The sequence below is a fragment of the Caulobacter soli genome, assembly GCF_011045195.1.
GTDB lineage: Bacteria > Pseudomonadota > Alphaproteobacteria > Caulobacterales > Caulobacteraceae > Caulobacter > Caulobacter soli.
Window position 1 is genome coordinate 1,378,267 of the sequence record NZ_CP049199.1, and the last position, 16,396, is coordinate 1,394,662.

The following is a 16,396-nucleotide window of genomic DNA, read 5'->3' on the forward strand; positions in this document are numbered from 1 at the left end:
TGGTCCGGCCGTTGCAACCATGAACCCATCTCTGCCCCCCAAGGGACCGGAATGGGACACATGGCCATGCTGGACGTCGAAACGCTTCACCCCCGCGATCTTTCGCCCGCGGACCTGCGCCTGTGGCGCGAGATGCAGGCGGCCGAACCCGCCTTCAGCAATCCGTTGCTGGGTCCGGACTTCGCGCGCGCGGTGGGGGCCGTGCGCGACGACGCCCGGGTGGCGGTGATCCGCCGCGACGGCGAGACCCTGGGCTTCCTGCCGCACCATCGCCGTCCGGGCGCGATGGCCCGGCCGATCGGCTCGCCGCTGTCGGACTATCACGGCCTGGTGTCGCGCCGCTTCGCCGGCCTGAACGGCGCCGAGGTGCTGCGCGCCGCCGACCTGACCTCGTTCCGCTATACCGGCCTGGTCGACCCCTACAACGTGTTCGGCCCGACCGAGCAGAAGCTGGCCCACGTGATCGCCCTGGGCAACACCGACGCCGAGACCTATCTGGAGGCCGTTCGCGCGGCCAGCCCCAAGAAGATCAAGAACTGGCGCCGGCTGGACAACAAGCTGGAGCGCGAGATGGGGACCATCGAACTGGTCGCCGGCGACCGCTCGCCCGAGGCCTTCGACCAGTTGATCGCCTGGAAGCGCGAACAGCTGGAGCGCACCGGCGTCCACGACTTCCTGCGTCCCGAATGGACCCGCAACCTGATGCTGGACATGTTCCAGAAGCAGGAAGGTCCGTTCCAGGGGCTGATGATCTGCCTCTATGCCGGCGGCGAGCTGGTGGCGGGCCACTTCGGCGTGCGGCTGGACGGCGTCTACCACCCGTGGATCGCCTCGACCAACCCGGCCTATGGCGAGTGGTCGCCGGGCCAGATCTTCTTCATGCGCGCCATCGCGGCGATGCCGGAGCTGGGCCTGCACCGCTACGACCTCGGCCCCGGCCACGACCACTACAAGGGCGCCTATGCGCTGAGCCAAACCTCGATCGGCGAGGGCACGTCCACGGCCGCGACCATGGCCGGCCGCGTCGCCCACTCGCTGGACGGGGTGATGGCGATGGCCGGTTCGCGGGGCGCGGGTCCGGTCGGCCGGCTCAGCCGCCGCATGGACGCCATCGCCAGCGTCGAGCTGACGGTGGGCGGCCGGATGCGCGGTCTGGTCGGCGCGTTCGCTAACCAAGCGCAAAGGCGTCACGGCTAGGATCTTCGGCGAAAGTCGGAGCTCCCATGCGCGTCACGGTCATGATCCCCACCCAACGGCGTCTCGATGGCCTGGCCGTCGCGGCCCGTTCGGTGTTCGCCCAGGCGGGGGTGGATTTCGCCGCCCTGGAGCTGGTGGTCGTCGACAACGACCAGGCGCCGTCGGCCCAGACCACGACGGCCGACCTGGCCCGCCAGGCGCCGTTTCCGGTCCATTACGTCCACGAGCCGCGGCCCGGTGTGGCCCACGCCCGCAACGCCGGCATGGCCAAGGCGTCCGGCGAGCTGATCGCCTTCCTCGACGACGACGAAGAGGCGCCGACCGGCTGGCTGGCCGCGCTGCTGGCCGCCCAGGCGCGCTACGAGGCCGACGTGGTGTTCGGCCCGGTCCGGGCCCGCGCCCCGGCCAGCGTCACCCGGCATCGCGACTATCTGGAGCGTTTCTTCTCGCGCGAAGGCCCCGCCGAGGCCGGCGTCATCGACCACTATTACGGCTGCGGCGACAGCCTGCTGCGCCGCGCCGCCTTGCCCGACCCGGTCGCGCCCTTCGCCGTGGAGCGCAACCATATCGGTGGCGAGGACGACATGCTGTTTGGTCATATGCAGGCGAGCGGCGCGCGTTTCGCCTGGGAGCCGGCGGCCTGGGTCTGGGAAGACCCCGTGCCCGACCGCCTCAGCCTGGACTACACGATCCGCCGCGCCTTCGCCTACGGCCAGGGCCCGACCTCGCACTGCGCCGCCGCCAGTCCGCCCGACCGCGTGGGCGTGGCCCGCTGGATGGTCGTGGGCCTGGCCCAGAGCGCGCTGTTTGGCCTGGTGGCCGGCTTCAAGTGGCTGACCCGCGCGGGCGACCGCGCCGACTGGCTGGACCGCGCCGCCCGCGGCCTGGGCAAGACCCTGTGGTGGGACCCGTTCAAGATCCATTTCTACGGAAGGACCGCGTCGTGAGCATCATCACCGACTGGACCGACGACAAGGCCAAGGCGTTCGGCCGCGAGAACCTGGTGTTCCAGCACGGCCTGCACGAGCGGCCGATGTTCGACGACGAGGGTCTGGCGCGCCTGCTGGACCAGTACCCGCGCGATCAGCTGGGCGTCTTCACCATGGGCGAGGACCCCAAGGCCTGGACCACCTGGCGCAAGGGCGCGGCGGGCAATCTGACCGGCGACCAGCTGCTGGAGGCCGCCCAGGCCGGCCGCATCTGGCTGAACCTGCGCAAGACCAACGACTTCGTGCCGGAATACGCCGCCCTGTGCGACGAGATCTTCGCCGAGAAGGAGGCCCGCGCCCCGGGCCTGAAGACCTTCAAGCGCGATCTGGGCATGCTGATCAGCAGCGCCAACGCCCAGGTGTTCTATCACCTGGACGTGCCGCTGGTGTCGCTGTGGCAGATCCGGGGCCAGAAGAAGGTCTGGGTCTATCCGGTCGCCGATCCTTATGTGGGCGAGCTGGCGCTGGAGAAGATCGTCCTGAAGGAGACGGCCGAGCAGTTCGCCTTCGATCCCGCCTGGGACGCCGGCGCCACCTGTGTCGACATGACCCCGGGGACCATGGTCACCTGGAAGCAGAACGCGCCGCACCGGATCGAGAACGGCCCGATGCTGAACGTCTCGATCTCGATCGAATTCATGACCCCGCCGGCCCTGATGCGCGCCAACGTCATCTACGCCAACGGCGTGCTGCGCCGTCGGCTGGGCGCCAAGCCGCGCATCCAGAACGGTTTCGGCCCCACGGCCCTGGGCAAGCTGGCCGTGGCGCGCGGGGCCAAGGCCCTGAACCTGCAGACCCCGCACGTGCGTCACCTGCCGGTGACCTTCGGGCTGGATGCGGGGCGTCCGGGCGTGCTGGTCGAGCGGGCCTGAGCCGAGCGCCGCAACCGACAGGTCGGCGCCCACCTCGTATCGAGATGATCCCGATCCCAGCCAAAACGTCGCTGCGGCATCATGGTTAATGCGCCATTAGGAATCAGCCGCCATTGCTGGGGCATCCCCTGCACGGGGCGGAGATTCGTAGATGAGCGGGTTCAATCGGCTGCCTCTCGGCTGGAGGCTGATCGTCGTCCTCGGCCTGCTGGCGGGCCTGGGCCAGCTGGGTTGGGCGGCGTTCGGCGGGCCGGGCTTGGTGTCGCCGTTCAGCATGGCCGGCATGGCCACCCTTGTGGCGACCCTGGTCATCGGCCTGGTCGCCTGGGCCGAGGCCACGCGCCGCGCCTTCGACGGCCTGACCCGCTCGGTCGACGCCCTGGGCGCGGGCCAGTACGACCGCCCGCAGACCTTGCTCGACGCCGACGACCAACAGGTTCGCGCCCTGGCCAAGGGGCTGGACGGCGTGCAGCGCAAGCTGGCCGGCGAGCAGGCCGCCCGCGCCGTCGAGGACGCCGAGCGCGTCGCCGCCGAGGCCGAGCAGCGCCGCCACCTGCAAGACGTCGAGACCTATGCCCGCACCCAGCTGACCGCCGTCAACACCCTGGGGCAGGGCGTCGAGAAGCTGGCCGAGGGCGACCTGATCTGGCGCATGCGCGAGGACGCCTTCCCGGCCGAGGCCCGCAAGATCCCCGGCGACTTCAACGCCGCCGTCGAAAACCTGCAGCACACCCTGGCCGGCATCCTGGGCGCGGCGCAAAGCATCCGCGCCGGCTGCGGCGACCTCTCGGCCGCCGCCGAGGACCTGGCCCAGCGCACCGATCGCCAGGTCTCGGGCGTCGAGCGCACGGCCGCCGCGCTCGACCAGATCACCGCCACGGTCAAGAAGAGCTCCGACAACGCCGAGAAGGCGCGGGGCGTGACCCAGAGCGCCAAGTCCAACGCCGAGAAGAGCGGCCTGGTGGTGCGCGAGGCCGTCGAGGCCATGGGCGGCATCGAGAAGTCCTCGCAATCGATCACCCAGATCATCGGGGTGATCGACGAGATCGCCTTCCAGACCAACCTGCTGGCCCTGAACGCCGGTGTCGAGGCCGCGCGAGCGGGCGACGCCGGTCGCGGCTTCGCGGTGGTCGCCCAGGAAGTTCGAGCCCTGGCCCAGCGCTCGGCCGACGCCGCCAAGGAGATCAAGGGCCTGATCCGCGCCTCCAGCGAACAGGTCGGCAAGGGCGTCAAGCTGGTCGGCGAGACCGGCCAGACCCTGGACCAGATCCTGGGCCAGGTGATCGAGATCAACGACTTGGTCGGCGAGATCGCCGCCTCGTCCAAGGAACAGGCCGGGGGCCTGGCCGAGGTCAACGCCGCCGTGAACCAGATGGGCCAGGTGATCCACCAGAACGGCGCCATGGTCGAGCAGTCGGCCGCCGCCACCAGCGCCCTGGCCGCCGAGGCCGAGGAACTGGAGCGCCTGCTGGGCGGCTTCCAGATCGGGGCCGAGATCCACGAATATCGCCCGCGCCACGACGCGCGCCGCGAGGTTCCCGCCGCGCCGCGCCGCGAAGCCTTCCGCGAGCGTTACGTGCAGGGCGCCAACGCGCTGAAGATCGAACCGCGCTCGCGTCCCGGCGAGTGGCGCTGAGCCCGGGTGGCGGAGCCAGCCGAAGCGGCCCACATTCGTGTCAGGACCGCTCATCCGACGTTAAGGGCGTTCCGGTCTAGGCTAGAGCACGACGGGTTTCCGTCAGGACGACCATGAACGATTTCGCCGCGCCTTTCGCCAGTCCCCAGCCCGAACCGGCCGCCACGCCGCGCTCGCGCGCCGCCCTGCTCAAGCGGCTGGCCGACGTGGTCTGCCTGCCGGCCAGCCGCATCAACGCCTTCGAGCGCGCCATGACCGCCGACCTGCTGGTCGAGATGCTACGCGACGCGGTGGTGGGCGAGCGCGAGAAGGTGGCTCGCCGCCTCGCCAACCTGACCGAGATGCCCGGCGTGCTGGTGCGCCTGCTGCTGCGCGACGAACTGCCGGTGGCCCGGGCCCTGCTGGAGAATTCGCCCAGCCTTAGCGACGCCGACCTGATCAGCTGCCTCTACCACAGCACCCAGGACCATCGCCGGCTGATCGCCCTGCGGCGCGGGGTCAGCGAGGTGGTGGCTGACGCCCTGGTCGACATGGACGAGACGGCGGTGGTCGAGACGCTGCTGAAGAACGAGCTGGTGCGTTTCAGCCACCAGGGCCTGGAGAACATCGTCGCCGCCTCGCGCGACAATCCGCAACTGATCCCGCTGCTGCTCAAGCGGCCCGAGCTGCGTCCCAGCCACGCCTATGTGATGTTCTGGTGGTCGGACGACGAGGCGCGGCGCACGATCCTGCAGCGTTTCGCCGTGTCGCGCGAAATTCTGCAAGACGCGGTCGGCGACGTTTTTCCCTTGGCTTCGGCCGAGGGCTGGCAGGATCCGCTGTCGCGAAAGGCGCTTCAGTTCATCGAACGTCGTCAACGAAATCGCGCCGCCATCGCCAAGAGCCCCTACGACAGTCTCGAGGACGCGATAGCCGCCGCCCAGAACGGCATGACCCGCGAAACGGCCGAGGAGATCTCCTACCTGTCGGGTCTGAAGCCGATGACGGGGGCCAAGATCTTCACCGATCCCGGCGGCGAGCCCCTGGCGATCCTGTGCAAGGCCACCGGCCTGCCGCGCGGCGCCGTGAGGGCCTTGTGGCGTGGCCTGCGCCGTCCCGAGACCGACGCGTCCGGCGCGCCGTCGCCGGGGTTGGAGCGTGTGTTGCGGGCCTTCGACGCCATCGCCGTCGACCGGGCCCAAACCATGCTGCGCTATTGGAACTGGTCGCTGTCATCGGCCATGACGCCGGCCTTGTTGAAGGCCATCCGCGAGGGCGACGAGGCCGCCGTGGACGAATACTCGGTGCCGCAACGCGCCGCCATGCTGGCGCTTTCCCGGGACTTCGCACGCTAGTCGACCTGGGTCGCCGAGTTTGTTCAGCGAATACTGTGTTTCTGAAATTGAGATTTCTATCAACTGAAGGGTGTATTTTTGATTGGTCAGACCAGTCAAAAGACTCCGGCCAATGGTAGATACCCACACGTCTATGTTGCCCGCCTATAATAATCTGCTATCCAAAACAGAATTGGTTCCCGTTGAGCCAGTCGAGTCGGGGGAGCGGCAAGAGAATGGACGATCAGTCCGACCTTATTGAAGTCACGGCCGGCCTTGTCGCCGCCTATGTGGGCGGTAACACCATCGCGGCGGCCGACGTGCCGGCGCTGATCCGCAGCGTGCACCAGGCCCTGTCGACCGTGGGCGGCTCGGCCGACGCGATCGAGGTCGGCCGCGAACCGGCCGTGTCGGTTCGTCGCTCGATCACGCCGGACTATCTGATCTGTCTGGAGGACGGTCGGAAGTTCAAGTCGCTGAAGCGCCACCTGCGCACCAAGTACGATCTGAGCCCCGAGCAGTACCGCGCCCGCTGGGACCTGCCGAAGGACTATCCGATGGTCGCGCCGAACTACGCCCAGGCGCGCTCGGAACTGGCCAAGCAGATGGGCCTGGGGCAGGGCGGCCGCAAGCCGGCGCGCCGGACGCGCGGCGGCTGATCAAGCCTGGCGCGGGTCGCCTCGCACCTGACGCATCGTGACCTGACAGGTCAGCGGCCTGCCGGCCTCGGCGTCGGCCAGGCTGGTCAGGGTGATCTCGGCGATCGCCGACAGGGCTTCCTCGGTGAGGAAGGCCTGGTGTCCGGTGATCAGCACGTTGGGAAACGTCAGCAGGCGCTGGAACACGTCGTCCTGGACGATCTGGTTGGAGAGGTCCTCGAAGAACAGGTCCGCCTCCTGCTCGTAGACGTCCAGCGCGACGCTGCCGACCTTCCCGGATTTCAGGCCCTCGATCAGGGCGGCGGTGTCGATCAGCGCGCCCCGACTGGTGTTGACGATCATCACGCCGGGCCGCGCGGCGGCCAGCCTGTCATTGTCGATCAGGTGGTGGGTCTGGGGCGTCAGCGGGCAGTGCAGGGTGATCAGGTCGACCTCGCGCAGCAGCGTGTCGACGGGGGCGTAGCGCACGCCGATCGCCGTCAGCTCGGGATCCTCGACCAGATCATGAGCCAGCACCTGGCAGCCGAAGCCCAGGCGCAGGCTCCTGGCGACCAGGGCGCCGATACGGCCCGTGCCGACCACGCCCACCGTCCGACCCGACAGGTTGCGGCCGATCAGGCCGTCCAGGGCGAAGTTGTTGTCGCGGACCCGGGCCCAGGCGCGCGGGATGTTGCGGTCCAGCGCCAGCATCAACCCGACGGTGAACTCGGCCACCGCCTCGGGCGAATAGGCCGGAACGCGGACCACGGCGACGCCCAGGCGCTCGGCGGCCTCCAGGTCGACATTGTTGTAGCCCGCGCAACGCAGGGCCACGAGTTTGGTCCCACCCTTGGCCAAGGTCTCCAAGACCGCGGCGTCCACCCGGTCGTTCACGAACACGCAGACGGCGGGGTAGCCTTCGGCCAGGGCGGTCGTGCTGGCGTCGAGCCGGGCCTCGAAATAGTCGATCTGGTGACCGAAGGCGCGATTGGCCGCATCCAGGAAGCGACGGTCGTAGGCCTTGGTCGAGAAGACGGCGATCCGCATTCGGTCCCTCGGTTGCCCCGGTCGGGACCCTAACATGCGGCTCCGCGGCGCATAGGCGATTCCGTCCGCGCCAAAAACGCGTCGCGCGCCTGTCGCGGCGTCGGGGCGGGCGGTGGCGGGGCGGGCGGCCCAAGGGCTCCAAAAGTCTGAGTCTGAGCGTTCATTAACCTTAATCCAAACAATCGCTTGCGGTTTCGTCCGGATTTTCAGCGCCCGTTTCGCATCCTCATTTTCACCCAGACGTTTCGCTTGCGGATTGACTCATCTCAACAAACTTAGCTGTGGGGCGCGATTTTCGCTGGCGGCGATTCGGTCCTTAAGACATAGTGAATCGTCGTGATTCCAACGGCTTGTTAAGGAATCTGAAGATGAACGCGCAGCTGAGCGCATCGGCCACGGCGGCCCGCGCTCACCAGGAGATGTTCGCCTACTGGGCGTCCCTCCGCCGGGGGGCGAGCCTCCCGTCGCGCGTCGACCTGCATCCTTCGGGCATCAAGCGGATGCTGCCGACCGTCAGCCTGATCGACGTCCGGCGCGACCTGGACGGCGCGATCGATTACCGCCTGCGCCTGGCCGGCACCGGCCTCTATTCGGTCTATGGCCGCGAGATCACCGGCCGCACCCTGGAAGACGTCTACAACACCGCCGCCGTCGACTACTGGCGCAACGAGCTGGGCAAGGTCGTCACCGAGCGCCGCCCGGGCGTGGGCGTTCACAGCCTGGCCTGGAAGGGCTCGCCGCACATGTCGATCCTGTGGCTGCGTCTGCCCCTGGCCAGCAACGGCAAGGACGTCGACATGATCCTGGGCTACGACGCCGTGGTCGGCTCGCAGGTCGGCGACCAGCACAGCGGCATCCGCGCCGCCTAGAGAACCTCCCCCCGTGGGGGAGGCGGCGCGAAGGCGCTGGTGGGGGGAGCGGACCACCTCAGCCAACTTCCCCCTCCGTCGGCTGCGCCGACACCTCCCCCACAGGGGGAGGAGAAGTTCTCCATGGCTCAGCTTGCTCTCACCTCTTCACCGCCTATTGTCCGCCGCCTAGGGGAATCTGGGGGAAGGGCCGGGGTGACCGCCGATCGCGACGTCTTTCAGTTCATCCGCGAGCACGTGCGTTCGGTCTGGGCGCTGGAGCTGCTGCTGCGGCTCAAGCACGATCCCGAGCGCTGCTGGTCGATCGAGGATCTGGTGGGCGACCTGCGCGCCAGCCACAGCCTGGTGACCGACAACCTGGCGGCGCTGGAGGCGGCGGAGCTGGTGATCGCGGATGACCGTGGCTGCTTTCGCTATCAGCCGGCCGCCCCAGCCCTGGCCAAGGTCTGCGACGACCTGGAAGCGGCCTACGCCAAGAAGCCCGTCACGGTGATCCGCTGGATCTCGGCCCCGACCGAGCGGCTGCAATCGCTGGCCGACGCCTTCAAGTTCAAGGGGGGCGACCGATGAGCGGGCCCACGGTCGTCTACATCCTCTGCATGCTGGCCAGCATGACCTGCGCCGGGCTGCTGACCCGGGCCTGGCTGCGCAGCCGTTCGCGCCTCTTGCTATGGACCGCGATCAGCTTCGGCTTCCTGGCGCTGAACAACCTGCTGCTGGTGGCCGACCTGGTGATCTTCATCACCCAGGTGAACCTGCTGCCCTATCGCCAGGCCACCGCCGGCCTGGCCATCGCCACGCTGCTGTACGGCTTCATCTGGGAGGTGGACGAATGAGCTTCCCGATCACCCCGGTCGAGGGCCTGATCGCCGGCGCCCTGGCCATGGGCTTCCTGATCGCCGGCCTGTTTTTCCTGAAGTTCTGGAGCCGCACGCGCGACGGCCTGTTCCTGGCCTTCTCGGGGGCCTTTGGCCTGCTGGCCCTGGGCAGCGCCCTGCCGGTGCTGCTGGGCGCGCCGCACGAGGAGCGCAGCGGCCTCTACCTGCTGCGCCTGGCCGCCTTCGTGCTGATCATCGTGGCGGTGCTGGCCAAGAACCTGCGGCGAGGCGAGCGGTAGAAAACAATCCGCTCATCCCGGCGAAGGCCGGGACCCAGATTCATCCTGAGCGTCTCGTGGGTTTCATCTGGGCCCCGGCCTTCGCCGGGGAGACGGGGAACTTGAGCGCGCGCCTCGACGCGCTCTAGAGACTCACCCCGCCAGGAACGCCTCCACCTCGCGCCGGCTGGGCATGGACGGCGCGGCGCCGGCCTTCTGGACCGAGAGCGCCGCGGCGGCGTTGGCGTGTTCGACGGCCTCGCGCAGGTCCATGCCGGCGGCGAGGCACGCGGCCAGGGCGCCGCAGAAGCAGTCGCCGGCCCCCGTGGTGTCGACCGCCTTGACCTTGCGGCCCTCGACCAGGAACGCCTCGTCGCGGCGCACGGTGGCCACGCCGGCCGAGCCGAGGGTGACGATCACTGTCTGGTCCGGACGGCTCATCAGCTTGCGCGAAACGCGCGAAACCTCTTCCAGCCGCGTCGGCTCATGGTCGAGCCGGGCGTAGGTGGCCAGTTCGGTCTGGTTGAGGATCAGGATGTCGGTCAGCGGGAACAGCGCCGCGCCCTGGGGCAGGGCGGGGGCGGCGTTCAGAATCCGCAGGGCGCCCTTGGCGACGCCGGCCCGGAACAGGGCCTCGATGGCCGGGGCGGGGGTCTCCAGCTGGCACAGCAGCACGCGCTGGCCCTCCAGCGCCGTGACGGCCACGTGCTGGGGCGTCAGGGTGGCGTTGGCGCCGCTGGTGACGACGATCATGTTCTCGCCGCTGGACGACACCCAGACATGGGCTTGGCCCGTCGGGATCGACGGCAGCTCGCTGACGTCGGAGACCTGCACGCCATAGCCGGCCAGCTTGGCCTTCAGGCTGGGGCCGCTGTCCTCCTTGCCGACCGCGCCCATCAGGCGGGTGGGCGCGCCGAAGCGGGCGGCGGCGACCGCCTGGTTGGCGCCCTTGCCGCCGGGAAACAGCTCCAGCGAGATGCCGGCCACGGTCTCGCCCGGCCGCGGCAGGTCGTCGACCCGCGCCACGGCGTCCAGATTGATCGACCCCAGTACGAAAACGCCCATGACTCTTCTTCTTTACCCGCCCCCAGACCCACGCTGGAAGCTTTCGACCAGACTGCCGGCGACGAGTCGCCAGCCGTCCACTAGCACGAAGAAGATCAGCTTGAACGGCAGGCTGACCGTCGCGGGCGGCAACATCATCATACCCATGCTCATCAGCACGCTGGCGACCACCAGGTCGATGACCAGGAACGGGATGAACAGCAGGAAGCCGATCTCGAAGGCGCGCTTCAGCTCCGAGATCATGAAGGCCGGCGTCACCACCTTCAGCGGCGTGTCGACGGCGGTCTTGGGCTTTTCGATCTTCGACAGGCGGATGAACAGGGCCAGGTCGTCCTGGTCGACCTGGCGCAGCATGAACACCTTGACCGGGGCGGTGGCGGCGTCGAACGCCTCGGGCATCTCGATCTGCTTGTCCAGCAGCGGCTTGACGCCATCGGCATACGACTTCTCGAAGGTCGGGCCCATGACGATGGCGGTCAGGAACAGCGCCAGGCTGATGAGCACCGGGTTGGGCGGGCTCTGCTGGATGCCGATGGCGGTGCGCAGCAGGCCCAGCACCACCACGATTCGCACGAACGAGGTGGTCATGACCACGATCGACGGCGCCAGGCTTAGCACGGTCAGCAGGCCCACCATCTGCACGACGCGCTCGGACAGGCCCGCGCCGGTGCCCAGGTCGACATTGATCGCCGACTGGGCCGTGGCCACGGCGGGGCCGAGCACGGTGATCAGTCCGGCCAGCACCGAGATGATCGCGGCCTGGCGAAGGTCCTTGGGGTCGGCGCCCGTGACGAGCTTGATCAAACGGCGCATCAGACCACGATCTCCCCAGAAGACTTCGGCGAGGCTTTGGGCGGGGCGGGGGCCTTCTTGGGCCTCTTCGGACCCCAGTCCAGCAGTTGGCCCTCGCCGAGCATCAGCAGGCGCTCCTCGCCGTCCAGGGTGAACAGCACCAGGCGGCGGGTGGGGTCCAGGACCAGGGTCTCGACCACCTGCAGGCGGCGGTCCCTGCGCAGGGTGGTGATGCGCGCCAGGGCGTCGGGCCCGAACTTGCGCAGGGCCACCCCGGCCAGCCCGACCAGGCCCAGGGTGACGGCCAGGGCGGCGACGGCGCGGATCAGTTCGAAGATGTCCATGGCGCCTAGTCGAAAGGAGCGAAGATGAGTCGCGAAGGAGAATAGCGCAGGGCGCGACGCGGAGCCGCACCCCTGATGTGCAGCAGGGTTCTTAATGCCCAATTAACCCTGTTTCTTCACCATGAGCGACATGGGTCCCGATGACATTCCCCTCTTTGCGATGCTCAAGAGCCGCATGGGCTATCTGTCCCAGCGGCAGAAGGTCATCGCCCAGAACGTGGCCAACGCCGACACGCCCGAGTACCAGCCGCGCGACCTGAAGGCCTACAGCTTCAAGGCGACGCTGGACCAGCAGTCCGAGGGCCAGCCCTATCGCGGCGGCGTGGTGTCGCCGACGGCGACCAACGGCGTGCAGATGATGGCCACCAGCGCCGCCCACATGGCGCCGGCCAAGACGATCAGCCCGTGGCGCTCGCCCGAACAGGCCGACAGCGAGACCACGCTGGACGGCAATTCGGTGACCCTCGAGGACCAGATGCTGAAGATGACCGACGCGCGCATGAACTACGACGCGGCGGTCGGCTTCTACCAGAAGTCCATGGCGCTGCTGAAGACGTCCACGCGCCGGCCCGGCGGCTAAGGAGTAGTCTAGATGACCGAGATCCGCTCCCAGTCCATGGCCACCATGGCCATCGCCGCCAGCGCCCTGAAGGCCCAGCAGGGCCGCATGCGGGTGATCGCCGAGAACATCGCCAACGCCAACTCCACCGCCCGCACGGCCGGCGGCGACCCCTATCGCCGCCAGGTGCCGGTGTTCAAGCCGACCCAGGTGGCCGGCGGCGAGGGGGTGTCGATGGCCAAGGTCGATCCCGACCGCAGCGACTTCCGCACCGAATACGATCCCGGCAACCCGGCCGCCGACGCCAAGGGCTACGTCAAGCTGCCGAACGTCGACACCCTGGTCGAGGCGCTGGACATGAAGGAGGCGCAACGCGCCTACGAAGCTAACATGAACGTCATCGAGACGTCGCGCGCCATGGAATCGCGCACGCTCGACATCCTGCGCAAGTAAGGGACCTAGGCGATGATCACCGCGCTCGCGGCCGCCAAGGCCTATGCCGCCCAGGGTTCGATGGCGACGCCTTCGCTGGGCGGAGTCGGCGAGGCCAAGAAGGGCATGGACTTCGGCGCGATGGTGCGGTCGGCCATGACCGACACCCTGCACCAGACCCGCGCGGCCGAAACCAAGATGGCTCAGCAGGCGTCCGGCAAGGCCGAACTGATCGACGTCGTCACCGCCATCTCCTCGGCCGAGGCCAGCCTCGACACGGTGATGGCCGTGCGCGACCAGGTGATCTCGGCCTACCAGGAAATCATGCGGATGCCGATCTAGCGGCGCGGCTAGGCGGAGTCTGGCGAGCTTGCTAGCAAACCCACCATGCGCATCCTTCTTGATCGGTTCTATGATTTGCACCGACGGCTTTGGGGCCGCTACAGCCTCGATGATCCGCGCCCTATCGCGCTCGCGGCCCCCTACACGTTCCCCCTGCCATCCGAGGCCGAGGGGCAAGCCTTAACACCTGGCGAACTGGTCAAGCTGATGTTCCGCAGCGACCCACCTGGCCGCAAGTGGGACGCGGAGCGGATGTGGGTGAAGGTGACCGAGGTGTCGCCGGATGGCCTGGTCGGCGTGTTGGACAACGATCCGTACGACATGCCGCAACTGAGGGCCGGCGCCCGTATCGCTTTTCAAGCCCATCATGTGATCGATATCGAGTGGGGCGACGCGGCCAAGGGCGCGATGTTTGTCGCGCCGCAAAGGCAGATATGGGACCGCTGCATGGTCGATCGCTGTGTGATCGAAGAAGGCGTCGCGGTATCCTACGTCTATCGCGAGACGCCTGACCTAGATCAGGAAGACGACAAGTTTCCGGATAGCGGTTGGCGAGTGCGCGGTGACTGGCGAGGCCTCACTGACGATGAGATCGACGCGCGCGAAGTCGACTACGTGGCCATCGGCGTTGTCCTGAACAAGGACGATAGCTGGCTGCACCTGTTGCATGAACCGGTTGGCTCTGCGTTCATCCGCGACTTCGAGACGGACCTTTTCGTTCGGGAAGAGGATAGGCCCGAAGGCTGATCATCCGCGCCGCCGCTATAAAGCCCGACGCCTCACGCGCCGCTGGCGTCCACGACGATGGCGACCGTCTTGCCGCGCGACAGCGGGTCCCATCCCGCCGCCATGGCCGAGGCGATGGCCTTGGCCACCAGTTCCGGGGCGATCTGCGAAGGCTTCAGCTGCGGCGCGCCGTAGCGGGGCTGCGGGCCGGGCGGAAACTCCATCACCGCTTCGCGCTGGGCTTCCTTGTGACGGGCGGCGATCGCCATGCCGTGCCGCTCGTTGCCGTCGCTGGACCAGCCCGGCTGGCGATGAAGCCGCCAGACGAACGGTTCTCCACCGACTTCGATCTCAAATTCAGGAGTTTGCTTGGTTCGCGCCATGCAAGGGGTTTAGCGCGGCGAGCACGTTCAGACCATCCCGATGGCGAGTCTTGCCCTGATCGCGTCGATGAGTGGCGACTTGAGGGAGAGTCTTTCGTAGGGTGGTGGCAGTTCGGGTATATTTCAGGTGTAGAATTTTTTAGGGCGATTTAGGCGGAAATTTCTCCATTTTTTGCAAAGTAAAGTGAGGGAAATTCTTAACGAAGCTAGGGAAAACTTCTTGTAACGTTCCCGTCTAATCACTTGGAACGCTCTATGATTATGGTCGCCTAGGGGTAATTTTCTATGGCTAACAAAGTTGGCAAAATCGATTTGCCTGGCCTTTTCGAAGCCGAGCGCAAGCGTTTGATCAATGCGGTCAGTCAGGGCGACATTCTACACAAGACCAACAACCTTCGAGAGGCTGGCGCCAGGCTTGAGGCCGAGTTTCGGGACTTCTTGGGGAGTCGTGTGCCGCCACGGTTTCAAGTTCAAGCTGGTTACCTATTCGACGCCCAATCGACTTGCACGCCTCAGATCGATGCTATCGTCATTGACGGCGATCAGGCGCATGAAGTCATGCGTTCCGAAGGTGCGGTCTACGTTCCCTATCCGAGCGGTGTTGTAGTTGTCGAAATTAAGAATTCAGCAGGGGCGATAAAATCTAGCCTCGGACAGCTATCGAAAACGCTTACCGCCATTAAGGCCATGCAGAAGCTCGGTGCGGCCGCCCTCCAGGCCGCTGGGCGGCGAGGGCGCGCGGTCGCGCCAAGCGCGGTGATCACCGTTGGCGACAAGGTTGCAGCAATCTCGAAACCTGACCTCGCTGGTGGGCCGTTGTCAGTTCTTGTTATCGGCTCGACCGGGAAAACATCCCCTGTGACCTTTCGTTCGGCTTATAATTCTGTGAATAACCCTCCAGATTATCTTATAATATTAGATAAAGGGGTCATCATTACGCGCTATAGTCAGGATTTCAAATTTCCATCTCTTCAATTTCATCAATACGGTTTCGCTGGGCCTTGGGGAATATTTTCATCAAATGATGAATCTTATCCGGAAGGTCGCGCACTCTTGTGGCTCTACGCGGCAATCGCCGATTACTTGAATCTCTTTGCACACGATGGCGAAGGCGGCATTGCGCCGTTTACGCAGCAAATAGCAAAGGATTTTCCGCTTACGCTGAAGTCTGATCTATCATCCGCTAAAACGTGGTGATCTGGCGACCATCTTGAATGAATATCTCAGCGTTAACCGATGGCATCCAGCGTTGCTAAGGGTCGCTTAGAGACCTGCGTGCAGAATAGGGATGGTGGCTGGCGCTATAGGTACAAACTAACGCCCGTCGCTCCCGGGGTTTTTCTCCCGCAAAAACAACACCGAAAGTTCCCTTATCCTCCCCCTCTCGCGCCCACGGCATAATCACCGCACCACAAGGCGATGGGGAGGGCGCTAAGGCCTGCGACCTTCGCGGCCTTGGGGTGCGGTCGAGCGGGCGTGCTCGTCGGCGGTGGTTCCGAGAGGAGCCGCCAACCTCATCCATCTGGTGCCGGCCGGGCCTGGAACACAGATACGGCGTTGGATGAGGGCCGGCGAGGCGACAGGTTTGCGGTGACGCAGGCGTTCCGGGACCGGGCCACGCGAGCCCGGTCCGCCCGTCGGGGGCTAAGACTGGCGAGGTCCGAACAGGGCCGATCGCCGGGCGCTCCCGGATAACGATCGCGCGGAGCGTCGGTCCTGGTCGAAACGGTATTTCTTCAAACAGCTTCCGGGCCTGGCCCGGCGCTCCGCAGCCCTCCCCGAACTTCAGCGGCCCGCCGCGTGAGGCGGCTAGGCCATGTCCTTAAGAAAAGGCGTTTCAGCGCGTGATCGTGATGCTCAGCGTGGGCAGCGTCGCGACCCAGGCCGCGCCCCAGGCCCAGGCCTGGTCGACCATCTGGTGGACGTCGATCATGCCGCGCGCCGTGGCGATCATGCCGCCCCAGACCACGGTGTTCAGCAGCACCATGGCCACCACGGCCCAGCGCAGGCGGGCGAGGGCGCGCTTCTGGGCGAGCGGGACGCGGGCTTCGAAGGGGCGGCCGAGAGTGAGCGTGTTGTGGGCGAAGGTCATGATC

At 66.9% G+C, this 16,396-nt stretch carries 21 protein-coding genes; 15 read left to right on the forward strand and 6 right to left on the reverse strand.

The genetic code is table 11. From position 1 onward, the window contains the following. Nucleotides 1-66: 66 nt before the first annotated feature. From G3M62_RS06760 to G3M62_RS06785, 6 genes are all read left to right on the forward strand, one after another. Nucleotides 67-1,197: a GNAT family N-acetyltransferase gene (locus G3M62_RS06760; protein ID WP_165185716.1), complete on the forward strand. Its 1,131-nt coding sequence runs from the start codon at nt 67-69 to the stop codon at nt 1,195-1,197. 26 nt (nt 1,198-1,223) lie between these two features. Continuing rightward, entirely contained in the window at nt 1,224-2,144 is a 921-nt protein-coding gene (locus G3M62_RS06765) for a glycosyltransferase family 2 protein (RefSeq protein WP_165185717.1), read from the forward strand. Beyond that, the gene (locus G3M62_RS06770) at nt 2,027-3,058 is read left to right on the forward strand and encodes a hypothetical protein (RefSeq protein ID WP_165185719.1); all 1,032 of its coding nucleotides are present in this window, start codon (nt 2,027-2,029) and stop codon (nt 3,056-3,058) included. The genes G3M62_RS06765 and G3M62_RS06770 overlap by 118 nt, the downstream gene beginning before the upstream one ends. A 151-nt stretch (nt 3,059-3,209) precedes the next feature. Further along, a complete protein-coding gene (locus tag G3M62_RS06775) occupies nt 3,210-4,694 on the forward strand; it encodes a methyl-accepting chemotaxis protein (RefSeq protein WP_165185720.1) in 1,485 nt (494 codons plus the stop codon). A gap of 113 nt (nt 4,695-4,807) precedes the next feature. Beyond that, complete coding sequence (locus G3M62_RS06780; RefSeq protein WP_165185722.1) at nt 4,808-6,028, forward strand: DUF2336 domain-containing protein; 1,221 nt, start codon at nt 4,808-4,810, stop codon at nt 6,026-6,028. Between the two features lie 215 nt (nt 6,029-6,243). Further along, nucleotides 6,244-6,666 (forward strand): Ros/MucR family transcriptional regulator, encoded by a 423-nt coding sequence (locus G3M62_RS06785; protein ID WP_165185723.1) that lies wholly within the window; start codon nt 6,244-6,246, stop codon nt 6,664-6,666. On the opposite strand, the gene G3M62_RS06790 is transcribed toward G3M62_RS06785, so the two are convergent. Next, entirely contained in the window at nt 6,667-7,692 is a 1,026-nt protein-coding gene (locus tag G3M62_RS06790) for a 2-hydroxyacid dehydrogenase (RefSeq protein WP_165185725.1), read from the reverse strand. It abuts the gene before it with no gap. A gap of 362 nt (nt 7,693-8,054) precedes the next feature. On the opposite strand from G3M62_RS06790, the gene mopJ reads away from it, so the two are divergent. The 4 genes from mopJ to G3M62_RS06810 all read left to right on the forward strand — a co-directional run bounded on the left by mopJ (nt 8,055) and on the right by G3M62_RS06810 (nt 9,678). Continuing rightward, nucleotides 8,055-8,561 (forward strand): motility/cell cycle regulatory protein MopJ, encoded by a 507-nt coding sequence (gene mopJ, locus G3M62_RS06795; RefSeq protein ID WP_165191222.1) that lies wholly within the window; start codon nt 8,055-8,057, stop codon nt 8,559-8,561. Nucleotides 8,562-8,756: 195 nt separating this feature from the next. Then, nucleotides 8,757-9,131: a hypothetical protein gene (locus G3M62_RS06800; RefSeq protein WP_165185726.1), complete on the forward strand. Its 375-nt coding sequence runs from the start codon at nt 8,757-8,759 to the stop codon at nt 9,129-9,131. After that, nucleotides 9,128-9,397: a DUF5985 family protein gene (locus tag G3M62_RS06805; RefSeq protein WP_165185728.1), complete on the forward strand. Its 270-nt coding sequence runs from the start codon at nt 9,128-9,130 to the stop codon at nt 9,395-9,397. The genes G3M62_RS06800 and G3M62_RS06805 overlap by 4 nt, the downstream gene beginning before the upstream one ends. Continuing rightward, entirely contained in the window at nt 9,394-9,678 is a 285-nt protein-coding gene (locus G3M62_RS06810; protein WP_165185729.1) for a DUF5985 family protein, read from the forward strand. The genes G3M62_RS06805 and G3M62_RS06810 overlap by 4 nt, the downstream gene beginning before the upstream one ends. A 132-nt stretch (nt 9,679-9,810) precedes the next feature. On the opposite strand, the gene G3M62_RS06815 is transcribed toward G3M62_RS06810, so the two are convergent. Genes G3M62_RS06815 through G3M62_RS06825 form a run of 3 tightly spaced genes read right to left on the reverse strand, consistent with a single transcriptional unit; the run spans nt 9,811 to nt 11,858 of the window. Further along, on the reverse strand, nt 9,811-10,722 hold the full coding sequence (locus tag G3M62_RS06815) for a ribokinase (RefSeq protein ID WP_165185731.1): 912 nt from the start codon (nt 10,720-10,722) through the stop codon (nt 9,811-9,813). 12 nt (nt 10,723-10,734) lie between these two features. Continuing rightward, nucleotides 10,735-11,538: a flagellar type III secretion system pore protein FliP gene (fliP, locus tag G3M62_RS06820; RefSeq protein ID WP_165191223.1), complete on the reverse strand. Its 804-nt coding sequence runs from the start codon at nt 11,536-11,538 to the stop codon at nt 10,735-10,737. Then, a complete protein-coding gene (locus G3M62_RS06825; protein ID WP_165191224.1) occupies nt 11,535-11,858 on the reverse strand; it encodes a flagellar biosynthetic protein FliO in 324 nt (107 codons plus the stop codon). The genes fliP and G3M62_RS06825 overlap by 4 nt, the downstream gene beginning before the upstream one ends. Nucleotides 11,859-11,988: 130 nt before the next feature. Here G3M62_RS06825 and flgB point away from each other — a divergent pair, with 130 nt between their 5' ends. The 4 genes from flgB to G3M62_RS06845 are packed head-to-tail and all read left to right on the forward strand — an operon-like array spanning nt 11,989 to nt 13,938. Next, on the forward strand, nt 11,989-12,438 hold the full coding sequence (flgB, locus tag G3M62_RS06830; RefSeq protein ID WP_165185732.1) for a flagellar basal body rod protein FlgB: 450 nt from the start codon (nt 11,989-11,991) through the stop codon (nt 12,436-12,438). A gap of 12 nt (nt 12,439-12,450) precedes the next feature. Further along, entirely contained in the window at nt 12,451-12,870 is a 420-nt protein-coding gene (gene flgC / locus G3M62_RS06835; RefSeq protein WP_165185734.1) for a flagellar basal body rod protein FlgC, read from the forward strand. A gap of 12 nt (nt 12,871-12,882) precedes the next feature. Continuing rightward, nucleotides 12,883-13,191 (forward strand): flagellar hook-basal body complex protein FliE, encoded by a 309-nt coding sequence (gene fliE / locus G3M62_RS06840; RefSeq protein ID WP_165185735.1) that lies wholly within the window; start codon nt 12,883-12,885, stop codon nt 13,189-13,191. 45 nt (nt 13,192-13,236) lie between these two features. Next, entirely contained in the window at nt 13,237-13,938 is a 702-nt protein-coding gene (locus G3M62_RS06845; RefSeq protein ID WP_165185737.1) for an immunity protein Imm33 domain-containing protein, read from the forward strand. A gap of 32 nt (nt 13,939-13,970) precedes the next feature. On the opposite strand, the gene G3M62_RS06850 is transcribed toward G3M62_RS06845, so the two are convergent. Continuing rightward, on the reverse strand, nt 13,971-14,300 hold the full coding sequence (locus G3M62_RS06850) for a hypothetical protein (protein ID WP_165185738.1): 330 nt from the start codon (nt 14,298-14,300) through the stop codon (nt 13,971-13,973). Between the two features lie 285 nt (nt 14,301-14,585). Between G3M62_RS06850 and G3M62_RS06855 the strand changes: the two genes are divergently transcribed. Then, nucleotides 14,586-15,497 (forward strand): DUF6602 domain-containing protein, encoded by a 912-nt coding sequence (locus G3M62_RS06855; RefSeq protein ID WP_165185740.1) that lies wholly within the window; start codon nt 14,586-14,588, stop codon nt 15,495-15,497. Between the two features lie 640 nt (nt 15,498-16,137). Here the strand turns inward: G3M62_RS06855 and G3M62_RS06860 are convergent. Further along, on the reverse strand, nt 16,138-16,392 hold the full coding sequence (locus G3M62_RS06860; RefSeq protein WP_165185741.1) for a hypothetical protein: 255 nt from the start codon (nt 16,390-16,392) through the stop codon (nt 16,138-16,140). Between the last annotated feature and the right edge of the window lie 4 nt (nt 16,393-16,396).